This window comes from Plantactinospora sp. WMMC1484 (assembly GCF_049315195.1).
In the GTDB taxonomy this organism is placed as follows: Bacteria; Actinomycetota; Actinomycetes; order Mycobacteriales; family Micromonosporaceae; genus Plantactinospora.
Map to the genome: position 1 here is coordinate 5,209,310 of NZ_CP186055.1, position 11,856 is coordinate 5,221,165.

The following is an 11,856-nucleotide window of genomic DNA, read 5'->3' on the forward strand; positions in this document are numbered from 1 at the left end:
CTCTCGTGGTCATTGCCGAACCTCCTCGAAGTAGCTCGCGCAGAGGCGCTGGCGCCGGGCGTCGAGCACCATCCAGGTGCCGAACACGAGTTGGACGAGGCTGCGCCACACGTCGGCCCAGCGGTCGCCCCAACGCATCACCGACAGCCGGACCGGTGCGGGCGGTCGGGCGCCGGCCGGGACGAGGAAGCAGGGCCCGCGGTTCGGCAGCGACCGGGTGTGCCGCACGGTGGAGACCAGGACGTACCGGCGCAGCACCTCCCGGGTCACCGCGCGCATCATCACCGGGGCGACGCCGCGCGCCGGGCAGGCCCGGTTGGCGGTGACACCGAACGGGACGAAGTGCGCGTCACCGCGGTCCAGGGCCAGCCAGCGGGCCGGCGCGAAGGTGTCGTCGGCCGCCGGTCCGGTGCGCTGGTAGGCGAGGTAGTTGAAGAGCAGGACCGAGCCGGCCGGGATGGTGACCGACGCGTCGACCTCGATCGGGGCGGACGTGATCCGGTGCGCCACCCCGAAGAGCGGGTGCACCCGCAGCGTCTCGTCGATCACCCGGTCGAGGGCGCGGTCTCCCTCGCCGTCGGGGTCGTCGAGGGTGGCGACCAGGTCGCGCTGGACCGCCGGGTGCTGCGCGACGGCGAGCAGGAGGTGCGCCATCGCCTCCGACATCTGCACGACCGCGGTGTTGAAGAAGGTGCCCTGGAGATACCACGTCGTCTCCTCGGCGGTGAAGGGCTCCGGCAGGGTCACCGGCGCCGTACCGGCCTCGACCCGGGCCCGCAGGTAACGGGTGAGCCGGTCCCGCCGGTCCAGGTGCCGCAGCCCGCAGCACTTGAGCGCGGTGACCACGTCGTCGGCGTTCGCCACGATCAGGGCCCGGACCTCCGGCGGGCACGCCGTGCCGAAGACGAGTTCGTAGTAGACCTCGGCCCAGATCGGCATCATCAGGTCCCGGAGCCGGACCTGACTCGTCCGTCCGGCCGGCAGCTCGTCGAGGACCCGGCGGGTCGCCGCACCGGCCAGCTCGGTCGCGCGCCGGTGCGACACCGCCACCACCCGCCGGGTCGTCCGGGCGACCGCGCGGTAGCGCTCCCCCGGCTCCAGATGCTCCTGGTGCATCTGTGGGCCGGGCGCCAGCCAGTACCAGAAGAGGTCGGAGAGGCCGGCGCCCCGGCTGCGCCCGCTGGCCGCCGGATGCGCGTAGACCCGGGTGAAGTGTTCGGGCCCGACCAGGGGGCCGGGCACCGGGATCCCCTCGGCACCGTTCACCTGCCGGAAGATCCACTCCCGGAGCCGGACCACCGCCGGCGGCAGCCGGCGCGGCAGCAGCCATGTCACGGCCACCGCGCCCGCCAGGCAGCAGAGCAGGACGAGTGGGCCGGTCACCTGGGCACCCGTGTCACGATCATGTCGGGGGTGAGGTCGGCCGGGCGGACCGCACCGGCGAGCGTCATCGCCCGGGCCAGGTCGGCACGGAGCAGGTCGAGAAGCTGCCGTACGCCGGACTCGCCCCGGGCCGCCAGCCCCCAGACGACCGGCCGGCCGATCCCGACCGCGACCGCGCCGAGCGCCAGCGCGGTGAGGATGTCGCTTCCCCGGCGGATCCCACCGTCGAGCAGCACCGGGATCCGGCTCCCGACCGCCTCGACCACCGCCGGCAGCGCGTCGATGCTCGCCGGTACGCCGTCGAGCTGCCTCCCCCCGTGGTTGGAGACCAGTACGGCGTCGACGCCGTGCGCGACCGCGAGACGGGCGTCGGCGGGATGCAGGATCCCCTTGAGCACGATCGGCAGCCGGGTGGTCTCGCGCAGCCAGCCGATCCGGGTCCAGTCGAGGGTGGCGTCCATGACGATCTCCCGGATCCGCCCGGTTTCCGGATCCCGCATGTTCTCGCAGCAGAGCCCGGCCGGCAGGTCGAGGAAGCCGTTGCGCAGGTCACGCTCGCGGCGGCCGAAGACCGGCGAGTCGACCGTGACCACCAGGGCGCGGCAGCCGGCCGCCTCCGCCCGCCCGATCAGCGAGGCGGTGAAGCCGAGATCCGGCTGCGGATAGAGCTGGAACCAGAGCCGTGCCGGCCCGCCGGAGGTGCCGGCCACCGCCTCGATCGGCGTGGTAGCCGCCATACTCACCACCAACACGGTGCCGGCCGCCCCGACCGCCCGGGCCGTCGCCGCCTCCCCCTCCGGGTGCGCCAGCCGGTGGAAGGCGGTCGGGGAGACCAGCACCGGCATCGGCAGCGTCTCGCCGAGCAACTCGGTCCGCAGGTCGCGCTCGCCGCCGCCGCGCAGCACCCGGGGCAGGATCCGGTACGCGTCGAAGGCCGTCTCGTTCGCCCGCAGCGTCCGCTCGTCACCGGCACCACCGGCGAAGAAGTCCCGGTGCACCGGATCGAGCCGGCGTCCCGCCTCCGCCTGCAGATCGGCGAGGCTGAACAGGAGATCCGGGGATTGCGAAAGGTCCGGGGATTGCAGGGGGCCCGCGCCGGCCGTGGGTGTGCGGCGCGGGCCCGCCTGGTCCGTCACCGAGGGCATGGTCAGCCCACGGTCGTCGTGAGGCAGCGGTCCAGGAAGGCGACCAGCGGCGCGCGGTGCACCTCCGGTTTGTTCCACTGGTTCTCCAGGTTCTCCGCCAGGTGGTGGACCGCCACCACCCGGCCGCCCCGGTGATGGCGCACCACCGGGTGCAGGTACGCCGCGTCGTGCGCCTGGCCGGCCGTGTCCTGGGCGATCCGGCTCACCGACATGTCGAAGGGGTCGACCTGGTCGTGGTCGGGGCCGTACTCGAGGGTGACGACGAAGGCGTGTTCCACCGGATGGTCGGCGGTGGCGAGCCCGACCTGCCCGAAGTAGTCGACCGGCACCTCCTCGTGGTAGCGGGCGTCCGACCCGGCTACGGTGAGCACGTCGGCGAGCACCCCGAACTGCTGCCAGAGCCCGGAGGAGCGGTTGACCCGCTCGATGATCGCGTCGGCCGCCGACTCGGCGGTGGCGTCGAGCTTCTCGGCCGGCCAGGGGTTGTCGTGGTAGCGGCGTTCCAGGATGCGGTGCAGCGCCCGGACGGCGTACCGGAAACCGTGGATGAACCCGTTCGTCGACTTCTTGAAGTCGCGCTCCTGGGTCAGCGTGCCGGCGAAGAAGAGGCCCGGGACGTTCACCGACTCGAACGCCGGGGTCTGGGCCGGGAAGCGATCGTTGATCACGAGCGCCGGACGGCACCCCTCGGCGAAGATCGACGGGTCGAAGCGGAAGCCGGTGCAGGCCAGTACGCGGTCGTAGCGCAGCTCCTTGGTGACCTCGTTGGCCCGGGAGAAGCTGAAGGTGACCCGGTAGCCGTCGCCGTCCCGCTCGATGCCGCGGACGTGCCCGTCCAGGATCGCGTTCGCCGACTTGAGCTGGTAGGTGTCGAGGAAGTTGTTGTTCACCGCCCGCAGATGCCCGACGTAGTGGGTGCGCCACGCCATCCGGACCGAACTCGGCCCCGCCACGTGCACCAGCGTGGTGGTCTCCATCAGGTTGTCCGCCGTCTCGAAGGCGGAGTTGCCCTTCCCGATCACCAACACCCGCTGGTCGAGGAAGTCGCGCGGGTCGACCGGCATCTCGTCGTACCGCTCCGCCAGCTCGATGCCGGGGATCGGCGCGACGTACGGCCGGGAGACCCCGGTCGCCACGACGACCCTGCGCGCCCGGTGCGTCGTACCCGCCGCGTCGGTGACCTCGAAGCCGTCGCCGCCGCTGACATCGCCGCCCCCGCTGCCGTTGCCGGTTCGGGCGACCCGGACCACCCGGCTGCGGTAGCGGACCCGGATCCCGGTGGCCGCCGCGAAGTCGGCCAGGTAGCGGAGCATCACGTCCGCGTCCGGAAAGTAGCGCTCGGTGTAACGGGTGAACCGCAACGTCGGGTCGTCGACGAGCAGCGAGTTCCAGTCCAGTCGAAGGTTCAGCTCCGGGTCGTCGGATCCGGTGTGCGGCTTGTTGATGGAGATGAGCTGACGGTGCCGGGGGAACCGGGCGAAGAAGGCGCCCGGGGCGTCGGCGGACTCGAGTACCAGGTAGTCCCGCCGGCCGTCACGTTCGAGGAGTGCCGCGAGCTGGAGTCCGGCCGGCCCCGCCCCGATGATCAGATAGTCGAGCATCTCTCCGGTCACGAGGAGGAACGTACGAAGGCAAAATCAGAGAAAAATCAGCTCTGCACCGCGATCAGGTGAGGTTGGCGAAGCGTTCGACGTCCCGGGTCTTGCCGGCCACGATGAGGACGTCCCCGCGGTAGACGGCGGTGCCCGGGGTGGCGTACGAGAAGTCCTCTCCCGGGCGTTTGATCGAGACCACCGTGACGTGGTATCGGCTACGCAGGGCGGAGTCGGCGAGGCTCTGGTCGACGACCGGCTCCGGGGCGAGGGTCTTCACGAGCGCATAGTCGTCCTCGAACTCGATGAAGTTGAGGATCCGTCCGGTCACCAGGTGGGCGACGCGTTCGCCCATCTCGTGCTCGGGCAGCACGACGTGGTGGACGCCGACGCGCTGCAGGATCGTGCCGTGTTGTCGACTCACGGCCTTGGCCCAGATGTTCGGGATGCCGAAGTCGGAGAGGAGTGCGGCGGTCAGGATGCTGGCCTCGCGTTCGGTGCCGATGCCGACGACGGCGTGGACCATCTCGGGCACCCCGAGCTGCCGGAGCGCCTCCTCGTCGGTGGTGTCGGCCACCACCACGTGGGTGAGCTTGTCCGCGAAGCTCTGCACCACCCGAGGGGTGGCGTCGACCCCGAGCACCTCCCAGCCCTGACGCATCAGTTCCATCGCCAGTGAACCGCCGAAGCGGCCCAGACCGAGCACGACGATGCGGTTGTCGATCTTCCTAGCCAACGATGGGTCGCTCCTCCGGTAGCTCGTAGCGGCGGCTCCGTTCCCGCAGCGCCAGCGCGGTGGCCGCGGTGATCGGGCCGAGACGGCCGATGAACATCAGCAGCACGAGGATGACCTGGCCCGCCGTGCCGACCTGCGCGGTGATCCCGGTCGAGAGGCCGACCGTCGCGAACGCCGAGGTTACCTCGAAGAGCACCTGGTCCAGGGTGAACGGGGTCAACGCCAGCAGCAGCAGTGTGCTGCACCCGACCGCGGCGATGCCGAGCAGCACGATGGTCAGCGCTTGGCGGTGGATGCCCGCCGGTAGCCGCCGGCCCAGCGCGTGCACGCTCGGCTCGCCGCGGATCTCCGCGAGGATCACGAATCCGAGCAGGGCGAAGGTGGTGACCTTGATCCCTCCGGCGGTACCGGCGCTGCCGCCCCCGATGAACATCAGCACATCGTTGACCAGCAACGTGAGGTCACGCATCTGTGCCACGTCGAGGCTGTTGAACCCGGCGGTGCGCGGCATCACCGCATGGAAGAACCCGGCGAGCAGCTTCCCGCCGACCCCCAACCGGCCCAGCGTGCCGGAGTTGGTCCACTCGGCTGCCGTGATCAGCAGCCAACCGATCCCCAGCAGGACCGCCGTGGTGGCGACTGTGATCTTGGTGTGCAGTGACCATCGGCGCGGGGTCCGCAGATGCCGGCGTAGCTCGAACAGCACCGGGAAGCCCAGCCCGCCGACGATGACGGCGAGCGCGATCGGCCCGCAGACCAACGGATCGTCGACGAAACGCATCAGGTTGTCCGGGTAGAGGCTGAACCCGGCGTTGTTGAACGCCGACACGGCATGGAAGATCCCCTGGTATGACGCCTGCCCCCAGGGTTGCCCGTACCCGGCGGCGAAGCGCCACGCCAGGAGCACCGCCACCGCGACCTCGAAGAGCACGGTGATCCGCAGTACCCCGAAGACGACCTGGCGGACCTCGCCCACGCCGAAGCTCCTCGTCTCGGCCTGGGCGCCGAGCTGCAGCCGGATCCGCAGCCGTCGAGCCACCAGCAGACCCAGCAACGACGCCAGGGTCATGATCCCGAACCCGCCCACCTGGATCAGTCCGAGGATCACCGCCTGCCCGAACCCCGACCAGTAGGTGCCGGTGTCCACCACCGCCAGCCCGGTGACACAGACCGCCGACGTCGCGGTGAAGAGCGCCGTCACCAGACCAGCGCCCTCGCCGCCGCGAGCCGCCACCGGGAGCAGCAACAACAGCGTGCCGACCAGCACCGCGCCGGCGAAACCCAACACCACCAACCGGGCGGGGTGCCGGACGACCGCCGCCGCCCGACCGACGACCGGCCCCGACGAACGCGCCGCCCGCCGCACCCCGACCCGGAACCCCTCGGCCAGCCGCCGCCACCCCGATCGGAGCCACCCGGCACGCCCGTCCGCCCGCCGCGACCGCGACGGCTGGCCCCGCAGCGGTGTCCAGGCCAGCACCGCCACGCCCAGGACGATGGTCAGGAAGAACCCGCCCACCAGCAGCAGCCCCAGCACGAGCTGCATCCAGGTCGAATCCACCGGCCCATCATTCCCGGCCACCACCGCACAGGTCGGGACCGGGTCCCGCACCGTACCCCAGTGGTCACCCCTAACCGGTCAGCAGATCGAGCAGGTCGGCGGCGCGGAGCACGTCCGCGTCGAGCGGCCGGTCCGGGTCGATCGCCGGCACGATCTCCACGAGCCGCTCCAGCATGTCGGCGCAGGCCGGCGCGGTCGGGGTACGCGCACCGACGTGTACCGCCTGGCGCAGCCCGACCGCGAGCGTGCCGCAGAGCAGCCGCAGCAGCCGGGCCTGGTCCACGGCGCGCAGCGCGGCCTGGGTGCCGAACGGGACGACGTCCTGGTTGTGCAGGTTCGTCGGCAGGCTCTGCATGCCGGCCGGAGTGGCCTGCCGGCGGATCTCCGCGACGATCGCGGTCGAGGCGAGCTGTGCGCCCTGCAGCCCGTGCTGTCGTCCCGGCCCGGCCGCCAGCATCGGTGGCAGCCCGCCGTTGCGCACCGGATCGACCAGCAGGTCGAGCTGGCGCTCGACGAGGTTGCCGAGCTGGGCGGCGACCGTCGCCAGCACGTCGGCCGCGAAGGCCGCCGGCTGACCGAAGAAGTTGCCGCCGTGCAGCACCAGGTCGTCGTCGGGGATGAAGAGCGGGTTGTCGCTGACACTACGCAGGTCCGACTCCACCACGCCGTCGACATACCGCAGGGCGTCCTCGGCCGCGCCGAGCAGTTGCGGGGTGCAGCGGATGCTGTACGCCTCCTGAAGCGGGCGCCCACCGGAGGGCGCCGCACCGGCGAGGCGCTCCCGCATCCGGGCGGCGACGTCGACCGCGCCGGGGTGCCCGTAGGCGGCGAGCAGCCGGGGGTGCAGGAACTGGCCCGGGTCACAGCCGAGCACGTCGACGAGGAGGCAGCTCAGCAGTTGGGCGGCCCGGTGCGAACGGCGGATGCCGTCCAGGGCGAGCGCGGTGGCGGCGGTGGTCAGCGAGGTGCCGTTCACCAGCGCCAGCGCGTCCCGGCCGTCCAGGACCAGCGGCGTCAGGCCGACCGTGGCCAGCGCCTCGGCGGCGGGCACCCGGACACCGTCCAGGTAGGCCCAGCCCTGGCCGCGCAGCGACTGGGTGGCGTAGGCGAGCGGGATGAGGTCGCCGCTGGCCCCGACCGATCCGAGGCGCGGCATAGCCGGCACGAAGGTCGTGCCGAGCATCGCGGCGAGCCCCTCGACGACCCGGACCGAGACGCCGGAGGCGCCCTGGGCCAGCGACCAGACCCGGACCAGCATCGCTGCGCGAGCCACCTCCGGATCGATGTCCGGGCCCTGGCCGGCGCCGAGATGGGCGAGCGTGTTGTCGCACTGGTCGGCGTCGTCGTCCCGGCCGGCGAACCCGACGAGCGCACCGAACCCGGTGGTGGCACCGTAGACCTGCCGGTCGTCGCCGAGGACGGTCCGCAGGTGGTCGCGGGAGCGTTGCACCCGGTCGCGTACCGGAGCGGTGACGTCGATGCGGATCTCGGCCGCGGCCCGGCGCAGGTCCGGCACCCGCAGCGGCGCGGCCAGGTCGATGGGAGCGGCCGCGGCGGGCGCGGTCTGGGTGGTCATCGCTCCGACCGTAGCCACGGATTCTCAAAGCGGTCTGAGTTATCTCTGATGACCGGGCGCTACCGTCCGGCGCATGACGCACGACTACCTGATCATCGGTGCCGGGCCGGCGGGACTGCAACTCGGCGCCCTGCTGGAACGCGACGGTCATGACTACGTCGTCCTGGAGGCCGGTACGGCGCCCGGCACCTTTTTCGGCAGCTACCCGCGACACCGCCAACTGATCTCCATCAACAAGGTCTACACCGGCTCCGACGATCCGGAGTTCAACCTGCGGATGGACTGGAACTCGCTGCTCAGCGACGATCCGGGGCTGCTCTTCGGCCGGTACAGCCAGCGATACTTCCCGGCCGCCGACGACCTGCTGCGGTACCTCGCCGACTTCGCCACCGCGACCGGGGTGCGGGTGCACTACCGGACCCGGGTGGTCCGGATCGGCCGCGACGGCGAGGGCTTCCACGCCGTCGACGCCGACGGCCGCACCTGGCGGGGGCGCCGGCTGGTCGTCGCGACCGGCGTCTCCCAGATGTACGTACCGGCGATCGACGGAATCGAGACCGCCGAACGCTACGACACGGTCAGCGTCGACCCGGCCGACTTCGTCAACCAACGCGTCATGATCATCGGCAAGGGCAACTCCGGTTTCGAGACCGCCGACGCGCTGATGGAGACCGCCGCCGTGGTGCACGTGGCCGGTCCCCGCTCGGTCCGGTTCGCCTGGCAGTCGCACTACGTCGGCCACCTGCGGGCGGTGAACAACAACTTCCTCGACACCTATCAGTTGAAGTCGCAGAACGCCGTGCTCGACGGCACGGTGCAGAGCATCCGGCGCCGGCCGGAGGGCGGCTACCTGGTCCGCTTCCGGTACGCCCGCACCGTCGAGGCGATCCGGGAGATCCGGTACGACCGGGTGATCGCCTGCACCGGATTCCGCTTCGATGCCAGCATCTTCGACGAGGGCTGCCGGCCACGGCTGGTGATCAACGACCGCTTCCCGGAGCAGAATCCGGCCTACGAGTCGACCTCCGTCCCCGACCTCTACTTCGCCGGCACCCTCACCCAGCAGCGCGACTTCAAGAAGTCGACGAGCGGCTTCATCCACGGCTTCCGGTACGGGGTACGGGCGCTGCACCGCATCCTCAACTCCCGCTACCACGGCGCCGGCTGGCCGGCCACCGAACTGGAGGCGACCCCCGAAGCGATCACCGACGCGATCGTCGCCCGGATCAACCGCTCCTCGGCGCTCTGGCAGCAGTTCGGGGTGCTCGGCGACGTCGTGGTGGTACGCGGCGGCACCGCGTACCACCACGAGGAGGTGCCGGTGGCGTACCTCGCCGAGGGTGGACTGGGCGGCGGCTCCGCACTCGCGGTCACCCTCGAGTACGGCGCGGACCACGACGCCGTCGACCCGTTCGACGTCTCGGTGCCCCGGGTCGCGGAGAACGACGCGCACGCCGCGCACCGGGCCACGTACCTGCACCCGGTCGTCCGGCACTTCCGGGACGGGCAGGTGGTGGCCGTGCACCACATGGCGGAGAACCTGGAGAACGAGTGGAACCTGCCCACCGTCCACCAGCAGCCGCTGGCCGTCTTCGTCAAGGAGTGCCTGGCCGAGGGCGACGCCGCGCAGGGGCGTGCGGGTGACGACGGGAGCTGAGCCGGGCTATCCGCAGTCCGTCCTCGACCTGCTGGGCAGCGGCCGGGACCGGCCGGTCTTCGCGCACGGTACGCGTGTCGTCGGCGCCGACGAGATGTCCGAGCTGATCGCCCGCGTCGCCGCCGGCCTCCGGGCGGCGGGGATCGGCCCCGGTGCGGGGGTGGCGGTGGTGCTCGGGGTGTCGCCGGAGGCGTTCGCCGCGGTCGTCGCGGCGCAGGTGGTCGGCGCCCGGGTCGCCGGGGTACGCCCCGGGCTGACCCCCGACCAGCTCCGGCACCTGCTCGGCCACCGGATCGCGGCGGTGCTGGCCGACCCGTCGACCGCGAGCCCGCAGCTGCGGTCCGCCGCCGCCGGCCTTCCGCTGCTCGGGATCGGCCCGGTCGACGGGGCGCCCGACCTGACCGCCGCACGGGTGGACGTGACGCCGCCGATCCCCGCCGGGCGGCCGGACGACGTCGCCCGGGTCATCTACACCAGCGGCAGCACCGGCAACCCGAAGGGCTGCCTCCAGACGTACGCGGCGCTCGGTGCCGCCTGGGCCGCGTACCCGGACCGGTGGCCGCCGGCGGTGCGCGACCTCGCCGCCAACCTCGACCGCTACCTGGTCTTCGGCTCGCTGAGCAGCCAGGTGATGCTGGAGTACGGCATCCTCACCCTGGCCGCCGGCGGCACCATGGTGGTCGCCGAGCCGCCCCGGGGCGGGGAACCGTTCTTCCCCGGTGCGCTCGTCCGGCACCGGGCCACCGCCAGCGTGATCACCGTGCCCCGGTTGGCGAAGCTGGTCGCCGCGCAGCGCGCCGCACCGGTCGACCTCGGCGCGCTGCGTGCCCTGCTGGTCTCCGGATCGCCGCTGCACCCGGCCCGGCTAGCCGAGGCGCTCGCCGTGCTCGGGCCGGTCGTCTACCACGGCTACGGGCAGACCGAGACCGGCATGATCTCCATGCTGACCCCGGCGGAGATGACCGCCGACCCGGCCCGGCTCGGCTCGGTGGGCCGCCCGCCGGCCCAGGTCGAGGTGCAGGTCCGCGACGCCGACGGCCGGCCGGTGCCGGCCGGGGTCGAGGGGGAATTCTTCGTCCGCACCCCGGCCCAGGCGGTCGGCTACTGGGCCGACCCGACGGAGACCGCCGAGGTCTTCACCGACGGCTGGGTACGCACCCGCGACCTCGGCCGGCTCGACGGCGACGGCTACCTCCACCTGCTGGGGCGGGCCCGGGACGTGGTCATCGTCAACGCCGACCTCCAGTACGCCGGCCCGATCGAACGCGTCCTGGCCAGCTCCACCGACGTCGCCGAGGCGTACGTGGTGGCCGTACCCGACGAGGAGACCGGGGAGGCGGTGCACGCCTTCGTCGTCCCCGCCCCGGGATGCGAGCCGGATCCGGAGGTGCTGCGGGGGCTGGTCCGCGAGCGGCTCGGTGCGCCCAGCGTCCCCCGGGAGGTGACCGTCATCGCCGAGGTGCCGGTCTCGGCCGCCGGTAAGCCCGACAAGCGACGGCTGACGGGCTTTGCCCGGGAGCGGGGTGCGGGCGGATGACTGGAAGTCCGCGGCACCGAATGCATTAGGTACGGGTGCCGGTTGGCGGAGGGGACGTGAGGCGCAGCGCTGCGTGGAGTGGATCCCTGCCGAGGTCGACGGCCGCGTCGATGGCATCACCGTAGGCGACGGCCCGCTGCTCGCATGCAATGCCATCCGGAGTCGCTGAAGGGCCGGATCTCGGTCGAACGCCGCCCACTGCGCCTCGTCGTCAGCCGGCAATACTTTCAGAATGAAATGCCGCCAGAGCCGACAGACTAGAAGCGGGATAGGGAACCCATCTTCTTCCTTCAGGATCAGCCATCAGACGATTGCGGACTAGGGAAATCCTCGAAACTGTTGGAAATGGAGCGTTTCGGCCACCTTGAAGGTGGCGTAGAACGTCGTCAGCCTGCGGCGCTGCGTTGGATCGAAGGTGTTCACGCACATGCCGAGCAGGGTCTGGTCCATCGCGTCAACCTCGGCGACCGAGCGGCTCTGAACATACTGAAAAATCTGATTGAATGCCGTGTTGTCATCAAGTTGTGACCACTGACCAACCACCATGCCATAGGCGGCACCTTGGGCGACGTCGGCCACACCATGCAAGAGTCGCTGCCAATCCATGGAAGATCCCCCTCAGCCGCAATCGAGCTATCCGCTAGTCTGAGCGCTGGGTCAGCAGCATTA

At 71.6% G+C, this 11,856-nt stretch carries 9 protein-coding genes; 2 read left to right on the forward strand and 7 right to left on the reverse strand.

What is annotated here, in order from left to right; all coding sequences use genetic code 11:
• Positions 1-9: 9 nt before the first annotated feature.
• From ACN28C_RS22840 to ACN28C_RS22865, 6 genes are all read right to left on the reverse strand, one after another.
• Positions 10-1,383: a cytochrome P450 gene (locus tag ACN28C_RS22840; protein WP_422769571.1), complete on the reverse strand. Its 1,374-nt coding sequence runs from the start codon at positions 1,381-1,383 to the stop codon at positions 10-12.
• Positions 1,380-2,519: an alpha-hydroxy acid oxidase gene (locus tag ACN28C_RS22845; RefSeq protein ID WP_422769572.1), complete on the reverse strand. Its 1,140-nt coding sequence runs from the start codon at positions 2,517-2,519 to the stop codon at positions 1,380-1,382. The genes ACN28C_RS22840 and ACN28C_RS22845 overlap by 4 nt, the downstream gene beginning before the upstream one ends.
• A gap of 11 nt (positions 2,520-2,530) precedes the next feature.
• Complete coding sequence (locus ACN28C_RS22850) at positions 2,531-4,141, reverse strand: NAD(P)-binding domain-containing protein (protein ID WP_422769573.1); 1,611 nt, start codon at positions 4,139-4,141, stop codon at positions 2,531-2,533.
• 52 nt (positions 4,142-4,193) lie between these two features.
• On the reverse strand, positions 4,194-4,856 hold the full coding sequence (locus ACN28C_RS22855) for a potassium channel family protein (RefSeq protein ID WP_422769574.1): 663 nt from the start codon (positions 4,854-4,856) through the stop codon (positions 4,194-4,196).
• Positions 4,849-6,417, reverse strand: coding sequence for a TrkH family potassium uptake protein (locus ACN28C_RS22860; RefSeq protein ID WP_422769575.1), 1,569 nt, complete (start codon positions 6,415-6,417; stop codon positions 4,849-4,851). Before ACN28C_RS22860 ends, ACN28C_RS22855 begins: the two co-directional genes overlap by 8 nt.
• Positions 6,418-6,487: 70 nt before the next feature.
• Complete coding sequence (locus ACN28C_RS22865; protein ID WP_422769576.1) at positions 6,488-7,993, reverse strand: aromatic amino acid ammonia-lyase; 1,506 nt, start codon at positions 7,991-7,993, stop codon at positions 6,488-6,490.
• A gap of 73 nt (positions 7,994-8,066) precedes the next feature.
• Between ACN28C_RS22865 and ACN28C_RS22870 the strand changes: the two genes are divergently transcribed.
• Together ACN28C_RS22870 and ACN28C_RS22875 are read left to right on the forward strand one after the other, a co-directional pair.
• Positions 8,067-9,650 carry an NAD(P)-binding domain-containing protein gene (locus tag ACN28C_RS22870; RefSeq protein ID WP_422769577.1) on the forward strand — a complete coding sequence of 528 codons (1,584 nt, stop codon included), beginning with the start codon at positions 8,067-8,069 and terminating at the stop codon, positions 9,648-9,650.
• Positions 9,634-11,187, forward strand: a complete 1,554-nt coding sequence (locus ACN28C_RS22875) for a class I adenylate-forming enzyme family protein (RefSeq protein WP_422769578.1) — start codon at positions 9,634-9,636, stop codon at positions 11,185-11,187. Before ACN28C_RS22870 ends, ACN28C_RS22875 begins: the two co-directional genes overlap by 17 nt.
• Positions 11,188-11,505: 318 nt before the next feature.
• Here the strand turns inward: ACN28C_RS22875 and ACN28C_RS22880 are convergent, their stop codons facing one another.
• Positions 11,506-11,793: a hypothetical protein gene (locus tag ACN28C_RS22880; RefSeq protein WP_422769579.1), complete on the reverse strand. Its 288-nt coding sequence runs from the start codon at positions 11,791-11,793 to the stop codon at positions 11,506-11,508.
• Between the last annotated feature and the right edge of the window lie 63 nt (positions 11,794-11,856).